This is a genomic window from Sphingomonas degradans (assembly GCF_053502645.1).
The window spans coordinates 2,850,883-2,868,498 of record NZ_CP177172.1; the positions used below are offsets into that span (position 1 = coordinate 2,850,883).

Here is a 17,616-nt window from a genome sequence, read left to right on the forward strand (position 1 = left end):
TGGCTCCGTTTCGGGGGTTCGTGTCCCATCGCAGCGTCCGGCCGATATCGCGGGCCTGCGCGGCGGACCGAGTCCGAGCGCCCGGTCGATCAGTTCTGCTGATCGACGACCGCGCGCCAGGGGCCATTCGGATCCCGCTCGAACGCGCTGCCGATCTCGCTTTCTAGGATCGACAGGATCGCCGGATCGTAATTGGCGATCGTGTTCACCGCATAGACGTCATGGTGCGACGGGTCCGCCATATAGGCGCCATCCTCATCCCCCGCGAAAAAGCGCCAGCCGCTGTCCGCGTCGTTGATCGGCGCCTCCCGATAGGCATAGCCGATCGTGCTGCCGTCAACCGTGATGCGATCCGTTGCCATTGCCGCCCCCCAGCCGGTAACGACGGGCACGATCTTGTCGGCGGCGATCCTATACTGTTTTTGACGCATTCCGCAGTCTCTCGATCAGTTTCGGGTCACCCAGCTCGATCGCCACATCCAGGGGCGACTTGCCGACCTTGTTGCGGCTGTTTGGATCGGCACCATGCGCAAGGAGCAGGTCGACCAGCGCATAGTCTCCCCGCGCTGACATCACCGCGGTCCAGAGCGCCGCATTGCCGTGCTTGTTCGTCGCATTCACATCCGCGCCCGCACGGATCAGCTGCTCGGCGAGGGGGAAGTACTGATACTCCAGGGCGTAATGGAGCGCCGTATAGCCCGAACGATCGCGGTTATCGAGATCGACGCCGCGCTCGACCAGCCAGCTCGCCAGCTCGGGCTTGCGGTTCGCGATCGCCTCCTGGAGCGTCGTCTGGCCGATATCGCCCTTCGCCCGGATGTCCTCGGCGCTGATCCGCGACTCGATCGCGGGCGTATCGGACCGGATCAGCGTGAAGACGGGCGCCTCTGGGATCATTGATATCTCCTGCTCCTGTTCGCGCTGGGCGCCTCGGGCCGGTAGTTGTTCGGGTCGTGATACTCGCGCAGGAACTGCTCGCGAGTGATCTGCCCGCTCATATACCGATCATGCAGGGTTTTGTAGTCCTTCCCCGGCAAGTGGCCCATGTCCCACTGGCCGTTGCGGCCGCGGCTGCGATCCCAAGTGAGTATCTCATTGGTATTGGGATCACGCACCACACCGCCTCCGCGTTCCAACGCGTTCTGCCAGACCGTATCGACCTGCCCCCTCGCGTAGCTTGGCCGATGGCGCGCATAGGGCATCCGGCTGTTGGTGGGCGTCGGATCCGGCGTGGAGATAGGCGGCGTCTCGCCAGTCGGCGCACGCCGCACGACGCTGCGCAGGCGGCCCGCGATGCCCTTTGCAATCGAAGGCAGCGCTCGCAGCGTGTTGACGATGTCGCGCGAGCTTATCGCAAGCTGGAGCAGCGTGGCGGCGCCGACCGCGCCGGCGGATGCCTGGGTCGCGTCGTAGCCCTTGTCATCATAGCGATTGCCGACCGCGTCGGAGACGATCTGGACGCCGCCCGATTGGGCGTGCCCGATCGCCTGGCCGATGAAGAATTTGGCCGGGCCGCCGAAATAGAGCGTCGCGGCGTCGGCGGCATAGCCCGCCACGGTGATGCCGATCCGCAGCCAGGGCCGCGATTCGATGACCTGGCCGATCCGCTGCGCCTTATCGCCGACGATGCTAACCGCACTATCGACGGCCACGACGCCGAGCGCCGCACCTTCGCGGGTGCCATCGGTGGGAAGCGTCTCCAACCGGTGCCCGATGACGATGACCTCGGGCAGCACATTCCCGCTCGGTTCGGCAGGGGCAGGCGTCGGGTTGGTTTCCGCGTCGTATTTCTGGGGATCATAGCCGCGTCCGCCGGCGCGGATCGCCTCCCGGATCTGATCGTCGTTATAGCCCAGCGCGCGACCCGCGACGGTTGCCAGCACGCGCTTGTTGCCGTCGAGCCTGGTCAGCGCGGCCTGGCGGCGCGCCTCATATTCGCCGATCGTCTCATGCCGGCCTTGCGGGCGGGCATAGTCCTCGGAAATCCCTGGCGCGTCGAGATAGGCCTGGCGGACCTGGGCGAGCTGTTCCTTGTCGGTGATGCCGTATTGCTCAGCGAATGCTGCGGTCTGCGTCTCGGCATATTGGATGCGTGCCTGCTCCTTGTTGCTGGTCACGCCGTTGAAAAGGATGTCGCCGATGGTCTGCGCGATGACATCGGGCAGCGCCGCGACGACGGCATCGCCGAAGCTCGTGCCTTCGATCGCGCTGCGCGTCGCCGCGTTCGCGATCGTGCTCGCCGCGCCCTGGGCGAAATTGACGAGATAGTTGCCGACCGAGTTGTTCTGGCTGATCGGTTCGACGCCCATCCACTTGCCGGCCTGGTAGCCTACCGCCGCGCCCACGCCCGCGGCGGCAACCCCCGCCCAGCTGAACTTGTCCTGCAGGCCGGTCGCGACGCCGATACCCTGGGTGATGGCACTTCCCGCAGCACCGCGGGCGGCGGCGCCGATGATCCCGCCTCCTCCGAACGCCTCGTTCAGGCCGCCCGAGACGAGCGAGCCGATCGCCGCCATGCCGACCGCCTTCCAGCTGAACTTGTCCTGAATGCCCGTCGCGACGCCGATGCCCTGGCTGACAATCGATCCGATCGCGGCAGCACCTGCCCCGATTGCCAGCCCTCCGGCCACGCCGGCCGCCGCGATCAGGCCGCCGCCGCCGACAACGGCGCCGATGCCTGCGCCTACGCTGGTCGCGAGCCCCGCCGCCGCCAGTGCCGCGCCGGCGGTAACCACCGTGACCGCAATCGCCACCACCGCGAGGATGATCGCGCCGAAGACGCCGCACTTGTTCTTCTTGGCCTGTTGCGGCTGCGGGGTGGACGGCGTGACGTCGCCGATGGCCTCGCCGGGGTTATAGGGCTTGAGGCTGGACGCGTTGTAGCCGGTCTTGACCACCCCGCTGGGCAGCCGCAGCGTGCGCCCCTCGATCAGCGCGGATGCACCGGTCAGGCCGTTGGCTTCGGCGATGCGGTACCAGAGGTTCGAGTCGCCGTAGATCGACAGCGCGATGCCCTGCAGCGTGTCGCCCGCGCGCACCGTATAGCTGCCGCTCGAGGAGCCCTGGCTGTAGCTGTTGATCGGGTCGTAGCTGTTGGCGAACTCGGCGTAGGAGCTGCCATAGCTCGCGCCGTTGCGGAACGCGCCCGGCGTGGTCGGCGAGACGGTCTGCCGCTCGCTGATCGACTGCGCGGTCGACACGTCGTTCGTTCCGTTGTTGCCGACATAGCCGAGCTGGCGTCCGTTGAAGCGGTACCAGATTTCGTGCGGATCGCCGTTGGACCAGTTATAGTCCTGCTCGTCGCGGCGAATGATCTGCCCCTCGCCGTTCAGCTTGAACGAGACGGTGCGCGAACGCGCGTCGCCGACATAGAGCGAGCTTAGCTGGCCCAGGCCGTTATAATAGAAGCTGGTGTAATAGGTCGTCGACTGGCTGGTATTGGGCTTGTGCGCGATCTGCGACTGCACGGCGCCGTCCCACCAGGCATAGCTGTTGGTCGTCAGCGTGTCGGGCGCATCGCCATTGTTGTAATTGCGGTAGTTGACCGTCGATACGCTCAGCACCGATCCGAGCGCATAGTTGCTTCCATAGCCATAGTCGTAATAGCTGTAAGACTGATACGTGTGGCCGTCATACTTCTTGGTCGACGTGCTCTCGTAGCTGATCTGACCCTTGTTGTTGTAGGTGACGTAGCGGCTATAGGCGACGCCCGAGCCATAGCTTTCATAGTCGTTCTGCTGGGTCAGGTGGCCGAGCAGGTCATAGTAGAAGCGCGAGCGGACCGTACCCGAGGCGGGCGCCGCCGGGATCGTGCCCGGGGGTGTCGCAATGCCCGTGTAATAGTCGTAGATCTCGGCAACCCAGTTCCCCGTCGACGTCTGGATTTCATAGAGCCGGCCGGCACTGTCGTAGGTGTAGCTCTCGCGGCTTTCGTAATAGCTGCCCTCGTAATAATAGCCCCACTCATAGTCGTAATAGCCGGGCGAATATTCGGTGCGCATCACCGCGACGCGCTGGCCGGCGAGATCGTACAGGATGTCCTGTCCGCCGCCGGTGCCGTACACTGCCTCGCCGCGGACGACCTGGCCGCCGCGCAGAACGCCCTTGTCGGTTACGACGCGGTTCATGCTGTCGTAGCGGAACCAGTAATCGCTGGTCGTCGAATAGGACGAGACGCTGCCCTGATAGTCGAGCGTGCGGTAGGTCGCCATCGTCCGGCGGACATTGCCGTTGGCGTCATACTCATAGGCGATGTTGGCCGCCGGCATCGTCGCCGTGCCATTCTCGACAAAGGTCTTCAGGCGACCGAGCGCGTCATAGGTGGCGCTGGAGCTCTGCAGCGTCGCCGAGGTCGTGTAATAGGTCTCGTCGACCCAGTAGCTGTTGTAGACGTACCCGTAATAGGGGTCGTATTCCTCGTACCAATAGCCGGGTGTGTAATAGCCGGCCTCTTCGCTGGTCTGCTCGGTCAGGCGCTGGCCCAGCTTGTCGTAGCTGTAGGTGGAGACGGTGCGCGCCCAGTTGGTATTCACCTGCGGCGTGGGCGTGCCGACGATGGTCTGACCGACCGTGCCGGTGTTGAGATAGGCATAGGTGGTGTACACCCCGCCCGTGCCCACTTGGCTGAGGCGGCCGGAAATGTCGTAGCTGTAGGTCCAGCCATGGCCGCCCAGGTCGGTCTTGGCCGTAGTGCGGTTGAAGACGTCCTCGCTCTCCACCAGCGTCCTGCCGTTCGCGTAGGTGGTGACCTGGGTCCAGCCGCCGAACGTGCCGATCCCGCTGGTCGTGATGCCGCTGTTCCAGCTGTAGGACGCCGTGGTCACGTCACCGCCGAAGCCGCGCTGGCTGGTCACGCGCCCGATCGCGTCATATTCGGTCAGCGCCTTTTCGGGCGTGTAGCCGATGATCGGGGTGTAATATTCCCAGTGGCCGCCGCCATAGCCGCCGTACGGATCGTACGGATCGTATGGGTCCTCGACCCAATAGGACTCCTCGGGACCGTAGATCGGATCCTGGTACTGGTTGTTCCACCCCTGGATACGCTGGCCGAGGCCGTCATAGGCATAGCTCTCGGTCAGGCCACCATAATGCGAGACAGTCGTGACGCGGCCCATCGCGTCGAAATCCTGGGTAGTGACGCGACCGATCTGATCGGTGATGCGGCGGGTGTCCCCGTGGATGTCATAGGCATTGGTGACCCTGCCGCCATCGGCGGCGAAGCTGGTGACGACCAGCGCCTGGCTCGTGCCATAGCCGGTGCCGGCGAGCAGGTTGCGCGTCGACAGGTTGCTGTTCGCGTCCCGCGCGGCGATGAGGCGGCCGCTCAGGTCGTAGTAATAATATTCGGTGGGGCGGACGTTCTGCTGGGTGCCGTTCTCCAGCGTGATCGAGACGGTCGGGCTCTCGCTCTTCGCCAGCTTGCCCATCGTGTTGTAGGTGTAGTTCAGCGTCGCGCCGAGCGCGTTGGTTTCGCTCGCGATCTCGCCGAACGCATTGTAGGTGCGCGCCGTGACGAACTGGTCGCTGGTCGACAGGCTCAGCTGGCGCCCTTCCTCCACCACCTGGACGGCAAGGTTGCGCTTGTCATAGCTGGTGTAGGTCGCGTTGACCGTCGACAGGCCGACCAGCGACAGCGCGCCCAGGAAGGACTGCCCCGCCAGGTTCGTTCCCGCCGAGGTGATCGCCACGGTCTGGTTGCCGTTGCGGTCATAGCCGAAGAACTTCCAGATGCCGTCCCCGGCACTGGTCGCGGCCAGGCGGCCGGCATTGTCATACTGGTTCTCGATCTGCCACAGCCCGTTGACGCCGTTCCTCCAGACCTGCCCGTAATTGTTGTACTGGGTCTGGCTGTAGTCGATCATCACGAAGCTGCTGCCGTTCCAGCTGGCGACGCCCTGGAACACCTTGCGGCCCGCCAGATCGTAGCGGGAGGCGACCGCATCGGTGACGGTGCCGCCCGCCGCCGTGGTGCGCGTATAGCTCTCCTTCTTGACGCGCCCCGCCACGTCATAGGCGTAGCTGCGGGTGAAGCCGCTGGCGTCGGTCATGTTCGCCAGGCGGCCGTCGGCGCCATAGCTGTAGGTGGTCACGCGCGTGGCGGCGTTGGTCGCGCCCGACTGCACGGTGCGCGAAAGATTGTTGAGCCCGTCGTACAGATATTGCGTGGTGGGCGAGACCCACTGGCCGTTGAAATCGACAAAGCCCGAGCGCGTCTCGACGCTCAGCCGGCCGTCGCCGTCATAGCTGTAGAATGTCTGGTCGCCCGCCGCCTCGGTCTTGCGGACCACCTGACCCAGGCCGTTGTAGAGATACTGGACAGTGGCGGTGCCGCTGACCGCCGTCAGCGCACCAGTGCTCGCATTGACCGTATAGGCCTCGACCCCGAGCCGCGCTTCCCAGGTGCGATTGCCCTGGCGATCATAGCCATATTGCGTGACGCGGTCCGACCCGCTGGTCGCCACGCCCGGCGCTCCGCCGAGCGATACGCCGCCGGTATATTGGTTGGCGTAGCGGCGTTCCTCGGTAACGTTGTTGTCGGGGTCATACGCCCAGGCGGTCAGATACCCGCCCGCATCGAGCTGCCCGGTCTTGCGCCCGAGCGCATCGTACCAGCTATAGGTCTCGCCCCCGGCCGGATCGGTGACCTTCTGGAGATTGCCCGCAGCGTCATAGACATAGCTGGTGACGAGGTTCGCAGCGGCATAGCCGGTCGCATAGGTGCCGGTGACGACTCCCGTCACCTGGCTGGAGCTTATCCGGTTGAGCGCGTCATAGTTGAACAGCGTCTCGCGATAGCTCGTCGCGGGCGCCGCCGGCGGCGTGGAGCCTACGGTTGCGGGCAGCGTGATCGAGCCGGCATAGACGCGGTTCGACTTGACGTTGCCGTTCGCATCATAGGTAAAGCTGGAATAGCTGTTCTCGCTCGCCGAGGTCTGGCGGATCTCGACCTTTTTGCGATTGAGCGCGTCGTAATAATACAGCGTCCGCGCGCCGGTGACGTCGATCCGTTCCTTGACGTTGCCCCGCGCGTCGTAGCGGATCGTCTCGACCGGGGTGACGGTGGAGACGGTGACGAGATCGTCGCCGATCACGTTGACCGCGTCCCCGCGCCGCTCGATCAGCCGGTCGTTCTTGTCGAACGTGAAGGTGGTGGTACGCCGATAGGAAAGGTTGTCCGCCTCGACCACCTTGGTGCGATTGCCCCGCGCGTCATATTCGAAGCGGTTGACGACGGTCGAGCTGGTGAGGTTGCCGGCGGCATCATAGGTCGCCCTGGGCAGGGTCTCCGTGAGCATGTGGCCCAGGCGGTCATAGGTGTAGGTGGTCGTCGCCCCCGCGGCGACGGCGTCAGTCGAGGATTTCGCCGTGACCGACACCCGATTGCCCAGCCCGTCATAGGCATAGCTTTCGTAGAAGCCCATTGCGTCGGTTGTCCGCGTGAGCCGGCCCAGCTTGTCGTAGAGGAAGCTGGTCGTCGCATCCTCGGCGGCGTTTGCGGTGACCGATGGCGGCGTCGCCATTACCGCCGTTCCGCTCACCTGGTTGAAGCGCCGCGTCAGCGTCGCCTTCTCGCCGAAGACGGTGTAGCTCGTCTCCGTCAGGTAATTGCCGGCGTCGCGCACCTGAGTGATGCGCCCGAGCTTGTCGTACCAGCTATAGCTGGCGTTGCCCTGCGGATCGGTGACCTTCCACGCCTCGCCAAAGGCGTTGTATTCGTAGCTCGAAACGCCGCCCAGCGCGTCCGTCCGCGTCTTGAGCTGGCCGAGCCGGTCATAGGTGAAGGTGGTGACGTTGCCGTTGGGGTCCGTCATCTGGACCCGGTTGCCGAGACCGTCGAACGCATAGCTGACGGTCGACGCGTCGGCCGTGCCCCAGGCGCTGACCTCCGTCACCACCCGGCCGGCCGCGTCATAGCCATAGGCGGTGATTACCTGATCCGCGGTGCCATAGGCGTCATAGCGCGCGTTGAGCAGGCCGGTGGCGGTGTAGTCGTACAGCGTCTGGACGCCGAGCGCATCATACTCCGAGGAGAGCATGCCATCGGGATGATAGGCGTAGCTGCGCGCGGCATAGTCCCCCGCGCCCGCGCTTGCGGCATCGACCTGCGCGATCGTCGACGTGTTCGACACCGAGACCTTGTTGCTCCAGACGATCTGGGCGGCGACCTTGCCGCTGGCGCTGTAGTCGGTGCGCGAGACATAGCCTTCGGCGTCGACCACATAGCGTGCCTCGCCGCGCGCGGTGTACCAGGTGCGGGTAATCCGGTCCGAAGCGCCCCCGGCGTTGCTGCCCGACCAGCTGTTCATCGTCGCGAGCGTGGGCAGCGAGCCGGTGACATATCTGGTCGCGTACTGGACCGTTCGGATCACCTTGCCGCTGCTGTCATAGCTCATCCCGATCACGCCGCCTTCGGCATCGATCGAGAAGGAGAGCCGGCCGGCCGCATCATAGACCGCCCAGCTCGTCCGGTTGTTGGCATTGCCGGTCAGCGATGCGGTGAGCGCCTTGACGTTGTCGTAGGTATAGTCGCTGGTGGCCGCCATCGCCGCGGCATATTGGACCGTGCTCGTCTGCAGTCCGGCCGCATCATAGCTATAGGCCGTGACCTGGTTGAGGGCGTCGACGGCGTAGCGGAGCAGACCCTGCCCGTCATAGACGAACCGGGCCGTCCGGTCGTTGGCAGACGTGCCGACGCTCGCCACCAGATCGTTGAAGCTGCCTGCGGCGCGCAGCCCGGCAGCCGCCGCATTGTACGACGCGATCTGCGCGACCTTGTTGCCCGCCTTGTCATAGACGGTACGCGCCAGAAATCCCTCGCCGTCGAGCACGCCGATCAGCCGCCCGTCGCGATCGTAGAAGCTGCGCGTCACCGCCGCAGCCGCGGTCGGCGCGGGAATGTCGCCGATCACCGGCGGCGTGGTCTTGAAGCCCGCGATCTGGCCCGCGGTCAGCTTGACCGCATGGGCGGTGGTGCTGACCAGATGCCCCGCATTGTCAAAGGCCCTGGTGGCGACGCTGCCGTCGCCGGCGATGGAGGCGACGACGCGACCGAGCTTGTCATAGACCGACCAGCTCCACAGATCGGAGCCCGAGGTGGCGGGACGGATCGATCCCACGTCGAACACGCTGTCCGGATTCTGCAGGGTAGCAAGCTGGCCGCTGGTCAGGCGCGTCGCGTAGCGGGTGGTCGCCACGATGCGGTCGTTCGCATCGTAGCGATACTCGGTCATGTCGCCATAATGATTGACCTCGGCGATCAGGCGACCGGCCTTGTCATAGGCATAATAGCGGTTGAGGCCGACCGCGTCGGTTGCGATGCGCACCCGGCCCAGCTTGTCATACTGGCTGGCCACCGTGCCGCCGGCGACATAGCTGCCGCTATCGGTCTGGCTGATGAGGTCGCCCGCCTTGTTGTAGGTGGAGGTGGTGACATAGCCTGAGGCGAGCGTCACCGTCGTCGTCGTCGCCGTGTCGTTGAACACCAGGCTGGTGGTGCCGCCATTGACGTCGGTCGAACCGATCATCCGGCCCATGCCGTCATACACAAAGGTCTCGGCGACCTGCCCCTCGCTGTTGCGCGAGAGCAGGCGGCCCGCCTGGTCATAGCTGTAATAGACGCGGCTCGCGCCCTCCGCGGTCGATTCCACGCCCGCGGCGCTGGCGATCCCGAAGCTGCGCGACGAAGTCATGCTGCCGCGCGCGTCATAGGTGTTGAGCGTGATCTGGGTCGACGCGCGATCGGACAGGCCGTTGCGCCACGCATCCATCGTCGCTTCGCTGAGCGCGCCCGAACCGATCGGGTAGCTCTGCTCGGGATAGTCGATCTTGTACTGGATCTCGCCGGCCGCAGTGTAGCGATACTCGGTCACTGCGCCTTCGCCGCTGACCAGATAGCGCAGATGGTTCTCGGCGTCGTAGACATAGCGGGCGGTAATGCTGACGGCCGCGCCGGTCGCGTCGGACGCGGTGCGCGTCTCGGTCAGCATCTCGTTGTTGCTGCCATAGGTGCGGGTGACGACGTTGCCGAGTTCGTCGGTGGCGGTCAGGACATTGCCGTTGCCATCATAGGTGTAGCTTGCCGAATTGCCGCTCGCGTCGGTGGTGCCGATCAGGTCGCCATTGGCGTTGTAGGCGAACTGCACGATCTGCTGCGCGGCACCGGCATAGGCGGCGGGCGCCGTGATCTTGGTGAGGTTTCCCGCCGCATCGTAATCGAGCCGCGTCACCTGACCCGTCGCGTCGGTCACGCTAGTATAGCCGGCATAATAAGTGAGCGTCGTCACCCGGTTGACGCCCGATGAGGCAAGCTGGGTCAGCGTGGTCACGCGCCCCGATCCGTCATAGGCGACGGCCAGGCTCGACCCGTCCTTCTGGGTGATGCTGTTCACCCGGCCCGCCCCGTCATAGCCGTAGCTGGTCCAGTAGGAGTCCGCGTCGCTCGGCTGGACATTGTCGGCGGGGGTCAGGTCGGTGCGGACCTTGGTGAGCTGTGAGCCGGTATATTCGTACCAGACGCGGGACAGCGTCTTGGCGGTGCCCGTCGCGAAATCGGTATAGCCGGTGGTGACCTTGGTGATGTTGTAGCCGGACCAGCTATACTGCACCCAGGCGCCGTCGGCGGTCGTCGCCTTGTCGAGCTTGTCGCCGATATAGGTGTAGCTGATCGCGTTGAGATCGCTGTCGCCCTCTGATACGATGCGCCCGCCGTTCAGATTATCGTATTTCTCGACCCGCCGGGTGTCGCCGTCGGTCCAGATCCACTGGTTTCCCGATGCGACGATCAGGTCGTACGATCCGGCCCCTTCCTTGGAGACATAGGCGGAGCGGGTCGCATCCCAGGTGTAGATCGTCTCGCTGCCATCGGCAGCGACGCGGCGCACCGTCGTTCCGGTGACCGCCGTCACGCGGCGATCGGTGCTCTGGCGCCATTTGTCGTTATTGTCGTCGCCGACGGTCGCCTGGCTGTTGAACGCGCGGCTGACCGCGACATCGGGACCGCGGCCGACGAGATATTCGTCCTGCCGCGAGATCAGCAGATTGCCGTTCGCCGCATTGACGACGACGCTGTCGCCGCCCCGTCCCTGCGATGCGCTGCCCAGAAGGCCCGAACCGCCCAGGACCGAACCCGATCCACGCTCGAAGCCCGTGCCGGCACCCGTGAAGATCGCAACCATTTGCCCCCCTCCAGATCGTCGGGGCGGCAGTCCCTCGCCGCCCGCGATGGTAGTCGGGGAATTTTTTCGAGCGTTTAGGCCGTTTGCTTCATTTCGGACCTAATCTGCCTCGGTGCGGGGAGCGCACAAAGGCTAGCGGGGATCGACATTCGGGATTCCCAAATGGGCTGATCGCTGATTCATAGGCATCCGTGTTGAGACGCGGCGCAACTGATGGCGGTCAAGCGGTACGAACTGAGCGATGCGCAGTGGCAACGGATAGCATCGCTGTTACCTGGCAAGGTGGCGGATCCGGGACACTCGGGTACCGATAACCGATTGTTCGTAAACGGATGTTTGTGGGTGCTGCGCTCTGGCGCGCATTGGTGCGATCTGCCGGAGCGCTATGGGAAGTGGAAGAGCGCCCATCGCCGCTTCAGCCGATGGTGCCATGCCGGCGTTTGGGAACGGGTATTCGATGCGTTGACCGCCGAGCGGGACAATCACTATCTGATGATCGACAGCACGATCGTCCGGGCACACCAGCATGCGGCGACCGGAAAAGGGGGGCGTGCGACCAGGCGCTGGGGCGTTCCCGAGGCGGACTGACGACCAAGGTCCACATGCTGGCCGACGCGCTCGGTCGCCCGCTGCGCTTCATCCTCACGCCTGGCCAAACCGGCGACATCACCCAGGCCCCGGCTCTGCTTCAGGGGCAGAGCGGCAATGCCGTGCTTGCCGACAAAGCCTATGACAGCAATGCCTTACGCGCGATCATCGCAGAGATGCGCGCCGAGGCCGTCATCCCCTCAAACCGCTGCCGAAAGCTCCCAATCCCCCATGACGCGGTCGCCTATAAACAGCGCAACCGCATCGAACGATGCTTTGGTCGCCTCAAGCATTTCCGGCGCTTTGCCACACGCTATGATCGTCGCTCTATCCACTTCGCCGGCTTTATCCACCTCGCCGCCGCCATGATCTGGTTACGTTGAATGTCGATCCGCACTAGCCGCAAAGCATGGGCTGCGCGTTGCAGCACCCTCGCCCTCGACTGAAACGTCCCGGGTTTTCCGGAGCCAATTTCATTTGGGTCATGCGAGCATATCGAGTGTCTCGTCGGCTGCATAGTAGTTGGCTTCGGCCTTATCGGGCGGAATGTGCCCGATGGGGCCGAACAGGCGGTGGTGGTTGAACCAGTCGACCCAGCGCAGGGTTGCCATTTACACTGCCGACGCACTGGGCCATGACCGGTGCCGTAAGATAACTTCGGCCTTATAGAGGCCGTTGATCGTCTCGGCCACCTTTGGCGTTTCCCGCTAGCACTGAGTTGCTGCCGGCTCCGTGGACACGAGGTTAAGCAACACGCCCTGTCGAGAGAACGGCATCTAACATCGCCTCACCAATATCAGGCGCCCATGGGCAATGACCAATTCGAAATTATGAACTGCATTACCAAGCAAGACAATGCAAAAGTTCATCATCACGATATCCGTCAAATTTTAACACACGCCCTCACGACCTTATCGAATCTATAATTACGGCCGCCAACTCAAGACCCTCAACAACCTCAAACCATTCAAATACATCTGCAACATCGAAAGAATCGGGCCCTACCGATTTACGCTCGACCCGACCCATCAAATGCCGGGGCTAAACACCTACAGCGCGATGCGCAGACGACGGGAGCGGTCGCTCCCCGGCTTCAGAGCTTTTCGGTCAGCTCCGGCACCAGCGTGAACAGGTCGCCGACCAGGCCGATATCCGCCACCTGGAAGATGGGGGCGTCCTCGTCCTTGTTGATCGCGACGATCGTCTTCGAATCCTTCATGCCGGCGAGGTGCTGGATCGCGCCCGAAATGCCGACCGCGACATAGACCATGGGTGCCACGATCTTGCCGGTCTGGCCGACCTGATAGTCGTTCGGCGCATAGCCGGCATCCACCGCCGCGCGGCTGGCGCCGACCGCGGCACCCAGCTTGTCGGCCAGCGGATCGATCAGCGCATGGAACTGCTCCGACGAGCCGAGCGCACGGCCGCCCGAGACGATGATCTTCGCGCTGGTCAGCTCCGGACGCTCCGACCCGGCGATTTCCGAACCGGCGAAGGTCGAGAGGCCCTGGTCGCCCGCCGTGGCCACGGCTTCCACCGTGCCGCTGCCGCCGGTCGTCGCCGCCTTGTCGAACGCGGTGCCGCGCACGGTGAGCACCAGCTTCGTGTCGCTGGTCTGCACGGTGGCGATCGCGTTGCCGGCATAGATCGGCCGGGTGAAGCTGTCCGCACCCTCGACCGAGAGGATGTCCGAGATCTGCATCACGTCGAGCGCGGCGGCGACGCGCGGCGCCACGTTCTTGCCCGTGGTGGTCGCCGGGAAGAGAACCGCGTCATGGCTGTCCATCAGCTCGACGATCAGCGGCGCGACATTCTCGGCGAGGAAATGCTCGTATGCCGCATCGTCGGCAACATGGACCTTGCCCACGCCGGCGATCTGCGCCGCAGCTTCCGCTACGCCCGAAACACCCTTGCCGGCGACGAGCAGATGGAGTTCACCCAGCTTGGCAGCCGCGGTGACGGTGGAGAGCGTCGCGTCCTTGACGCTCTGATTGTCGTGTTCGACCCAAACCAGCGTCTTCATTACGCGACTCCCATGCCCTTGAGCTTCTCGACCAGCTCGTCGACCGAACCCACCTTGATGCCTGCCTGGCGCTTGGCCGGCTCGACGACCTTCAGCGTGGTGAGGCGCGGGGTGATGTCGACGCCGTAGTCGGCGACGGTCTTCTTCGCGACCGGCTTGGTCTTCGCCTTCATGATGTTCGGCAGCGTGGCATAGCGCGGCTCGTTGAGGCGAAGGTCGGTGGTGACGATCGCGGGGAGCTTCAGGTCCACCGTTTCCAGCCCGCCGTCGATCTCACGCGTCACCTTCACGCGCTCGCCGGCGATTTCGACCTTGGAGGCGAAGGTGCCCTGTGCCCAGCCGAGCAGCGCCGCCAGCATCTGGCCGGTCTGGTTCGAATCGTCGTCGATCGCCTGCTTGCCGAGGATGATCAGACCGGGCTGTTCCTCTTGCGCGACCTTGGCGAGCAGCTTGGCCACCGCCAGCGGCTCCACCGTCTCGTCGGTCTGGATCAGGATGCCGCGATCGGCGCCCATGGCGCGCGCGGTGAGCAGCACATCGGTTTCCGCCTTGGCGACGCCGATGGTGACGACGACGATCTCGGTCGCCGCGCCCTTTTCCTTCAGCCGCACCGCTTCCTCGATCGCGATCTCGTCAAAGGGGTTCATGCTCATCTTGACGTTCGCCAGATCGACGCCCGTCCCGTCCGCTTTCACGCGGGGCTTCACGTTGTAATCAAGCACGCGCTTGACCGGTACCAAGACCTTCATGCGTCCATCTCCACCCGTTCGATGACCATCGCGATGCCCTGGCCGCCGCCGATACACATGGTGATCAGGCCATAGCGTCCGCCGGTCCGCCGCAGTTCGTAGAGCGTCTTCACCACCAGGATCGCGCCGGTCGCGCCGATCGGATGGCCGAGCGCGATGCCGCTGCCATTGGGGTTGACCTTGGCGGGGTCGAAGCCAAGCTGCGCCGCGACCGCGCAGGCCTGAGAAGCGAACGCCTCATTGGCCTCGATCACGTCGATCGCCGCCAGCGCCAGTCCGGCACGGCGCAGCGCGATCGGCACCGCCGCAACCGGGCCGACGCCCATGATCTGCGGATCGACGCCGGCATGGCCCCAGCCGAGGATCTTCGCCATCGGCCGAAGCCCATGCGCGGCGACTTGGGTGCCGGAGGCCAGCACCAGCGCGGCGGCGCCGTCGTTGAGGCCAGAGGCATTGCCCGCCGTCACCGACCCGTCGCGGCGAAAGGCGGGGCGGAGCGCGGCAAGGCTCTCCACCGTGGTCTCGGCGCGGACATGCTCGTCGGTGGCGAAGGCCGTGACGCCCTTGCGGGTCTTGACCTCGACCGGCACGATTTCCGCTTCGAAGCGCCCCTCGGCAATCGCGCGGGCGGCGCGGGCGTGGCTTTCGGCGGCGAGCGCATCCTGCGCGTCGCGGCTAACGGCAAAGCGATCGGCGACATTCTCGGCCGTGACGCCCATGTGTACGCCCTCGAACGGATCGGACAGCACGCCGACCATCATGTCGAGCAGCGTCACGTCCCCCATCTTGGTGCCCCAGCGCGTGGTGGTGGCGAGATGCGCCGCGCGGCTCATGCTCTCGGCGCCGCCGGCGACCGCCACCCCCGCCTCGCCCAGCGCGACCATCTGCGCGGCCGAGATCACCGCCTGCAGCCCCGAACCGCACAGCCGGTTGAGCGTGAGCGCCGGGGCCGCATGCGGAATGCCGGCGCGGACGGCCGCGACGCGCGCAACATAGGCATCGGAAGGCAGCGTCGGGATCACCTGCCCCAGTACGACATGCTCGACATGCTCAGGCGCAAGCCCGGCGCGGCGGATCGCCTCGCCGATCACGGTCGCGCCGAGATCGGCCGGGGCGACGTCCTTCAGACTACCGCCGAAATCGCCGATCGCTGTACGCGCGCCGGCCAGAATGAAAATGTCTTCTGCCATCTATCCTCCTAGGCGCGACATCGCCGCGCTCCCCTTTCGATAGTTCACTCGCCACGCGAGGGCGGCGGTGCCTGCCGACCCGGCGCATGTTGACGCCAGCGACGATGCTCCCCCAAACCCTTGATCGGCGCGCTGATGTGATGCGACGTTCTACCGGAGCATGCTCACCATTCCGATATCCATGACGACATGCGGGACCGTCGCGAGCCACAGACCGACCGATGCCGCGTTCGTCACCACCGGCGATGCGGCGAGGCCGACGATGCGGACGTCGCGGCGAAATGCGGGCGCCCATTTCGGCCAGGTGGCAGCGAGCAGGACGGTCGCCCCGGCATCGAGCATGAACAGCAATGCCAGCGCGTACCCGACCAGGCCGCCGGCGACCTGCATGGCGAACAGCATGACGATCGTCGAAAACAGATGATAGCCGGTGCTGGCCAACCGCTCGCGGCGGGCATTCGCCCGGGGCATGGCAGGGTGCGCCAGCCCGAGCCAGCACAGCCGCAGCGCCAGAACCACCGCGAGACCCCACAGCCCGATCATCGCCATACTCATCCCGAGCGCAGCCGCGTGTAGCGCCATCGCGCCGTTCATCACGATATGAACGAACTGCGCCTCCCGCGACGCGAGCGGCAGCCGGCCGGCGGCGGGATCAGCGCGCACCAGCGCGACGACGCTGACCGCGACCGCGATCAGGAACAGCCAGACCAGCCCCGGATAGGCCGCCGCTGCCGCGTGATGGTGATGCTCCATCGACATGCTCACCCACCGCCCCCCGCGTTATTCGAACACGATCACGGTGCGCGTGCTCTTGCCCTGGCGCATCAGGTCGAACCCTTCGTTGATCCGCTCAAGCGGCAGTCGGTGGCTCACCAATTCGTCGAATCGCACCCGGCCATCGGCATAGTCGGCGACGATAGCGCCCAGCGTCGACTTGGGCTTGATCCCGCCCATCAGCACGCCACCCACCGTTCGCCCCATCGACATCCCCTGGATGCTCAGCGAAAGCTCGGCGCTCGCTGGCGCAATCCCGATCAAGGTACAGTGGCCGAACGCCGGATGGGTGACATCCACCGCCTGCCGCATCACCGCAGGCACGCCGACGCATTCGAAGCTGTGGGTCGCCCCCCCGCCCGTGATTGCCATCACCGCCGCGACGATGTCGGCCTCGAGGCTCGGGTTCAGAAAATGCGTCGCCCCCATATCGCGGGCGATCGCCTCCCGCTCGGGATTGAGGTCGATCCCGATGATCGTCTTCGCACCCGCCAGCTTGGCGCCCTGCACGACGTTGAGCCCGATGCCCCCCAACCCGAAGACCACAACGACCGATTCCGCGTCGACGCCGGCGTGCGTTACCGAGCCGAGGCCGGTCGCGCCGCCACAGGCAGCATAACAGGCGCCTTCGGGTCGCGCGTCGCCGCGCACCTTGCCGACCCGATCGGCCTTGACGACGATATGGTCCGCGAACGTGCCGAGCCCGACGAAGGTGTGAACGGGCGCACCATCTTGAGAGAAGCGGGTGAAGCCGCCCGCGGTCCGCTCACGGAGCCGCACGCAGATGTTGGTCTTGCCCGAGCGGCAATTGGCGCACACCCCGCATTCCGGCAGCAGGAACGGCACCACTTTGTCGCCCGGCGCGAGATCGGTCACTGCGCTCCCCGTGCGGACAACGATGCCGGTCGACTCATGGCCGAGCACCGCCGGCACCGGCTGCGGCTGATGGCCGTCGATCACGTGCAGGTCGGTATGGCACAGTCCCGTCGCCAGCACCCGGATAAGCACCTCGTCCTCACCCGGATCGGCAAGTTCCAGCGTTTCGATCGTCAACGGCTGGCCAGGGCCGTGAAAGACGGCAGCCTTCACGTTGATAGGCATCTGCACCTCCGAGAATG

The 17,616-nt window shown here is 65.2% G+C and carries 8 protein-coding genes and 2 pseudogenes; 1 reads left to right on the plus strand and 9 read right to left on the minus strand.

The window, feature by feature from the left end:
- Positions 1-89: 89 nt before the first annotated feature.
- The 3 genes from ACG3SL_RS12950 to ACG3SL_RS12960 are packed head-to-tail and all read right to left on the minus strand — an operon-like array spanning position 90 to position 11,174.
- Positions 90-431 (minus strand): DUF2185 domain-containing protein, encoded by a 342-nt coding sequence (locus ACG3SL_RS12950; protein ID WP_448661569.1) that lies wholly within the window; start codon positions 429-431, stop codon positions 90-92.
- The gene (locus ACG3SL_RS12955) at positions 412-897 is read right to left on the minus strand and encodes an ankyrin repeat domain-containing protein (protein WP_448661571.1); all 486 of its coding nucleotides are present in this window, start codon (positions 895-897) and stop codon (positions 412-414) included. Before ACG3SL_RS12955 ends, ACG3SL_RS12950 begins: the two co-directional genes overlap by 20 nt.
- A complete protein-coding gene (locus ACG3SL_RS12960) occupies positions 894-11,174 on the minus strand; it encodes a GH-E family nuclease (RefSeq protein ID WP_448661573.1) in 10,281 nt (3,426 codons plus the stop codon). The genes ACG3SL_RS12955 and ACG3SL_RS12960 overlap by 4 nt, the downstream gene beginning before the upstream one ends.
- Before the next feature lie 213 nt (positions 11,175-11,387).
- On the opposite strand from ACG3SL_RS12960, the pseudogene ACG3SL_RS12965 reads away from it, so the two are divergent.
- Positions 11,388-12,145: pseudogene (locus ACG3SL_RS12965) on the plus strand (IS5 family transposase).
- 99 nt (positions 12,146-12,244) lie between these two features.
- On the opposite strand, the pseudogene ACG3SL_RS12970 reads toward ACG3SL_RS12965, so the two are convergent.
- From ACG3SL_RS12970 to ACG3SL_RS12995, 6 genes and pseudogenes are all read right to left on the minus strand, one after another.
- Positions 12,245-12,454 (minus strand): annotated as a pseudogene (locus ACG3SL_RS12970) (IS3 family transposase); the annotation flags it as partial.
- A gap of 401 nt (positions 12,455-12,855) precedes the next feature.
- Complete coding sequence (locus ACG3SL_RS12975) at positions 12,856-13,785, minus strand: electron transfer flavoprotein subunit alpha/FixB family protein (RefSeq protein ID WP_448661574.1); 930 nt, start codon at positions 13,783-13,785, stop codon at positions 12,856-12,858.
- Positions 13,785-14,534, minus strand: a complete 750-nt coding sequence (locus ACG3SL_RS12980) for an electron transfer flavoprotein subunit beta/FixA family protein (RefSeq protein ID WP_448661575.1) — start codon at positions 14,532-14,534, stop codon at positions 13,785-13,787. Before ACG3SL_RS12980 ends, ACG3SL_RS12975 begins: the two co-directional genes overlap by 1 nt.
- Positions 14,531-15,724, minus strand: coding sequence for a beta-ketothiolase BktB (bktB, locus tag ACG3SL_RS12985; protein WP_448661576.1), 1,194 nt, complete (start codon positions 15,722-15,724; stop codon positions 14,531-14,533). Before bktB ends, ACG3SL_RS12980 begins: the two co-directional genes overlap by 4 nt.
- Positions 15,725-15,874: 150 nt before the next feature.
- Entirely contained in the window at positions 15,875-16,489 is a 615-nt protein-coding gene (locus ACG3SL_RS12990) for a hypothetical protein (protein WP_448661577.1), read from the minus strand.
- 15 nt (positions 16,490-16,504) lie between these two features.
- Positions 16,505-17,599: an alcohol dehydrogenase catalytic domain-containing protein gene (locus tag ACG3SL_RS12995; RefSeq protein WP_448661578.1), complete on the minus strand. Its 1,095-nt coding sequence runs from the start codon at positions 17,597-17,599 to the stop codon at positions 16,505-16,507.
- Positions 17,600-17,616: the final 17 nt, after the last annotated feature.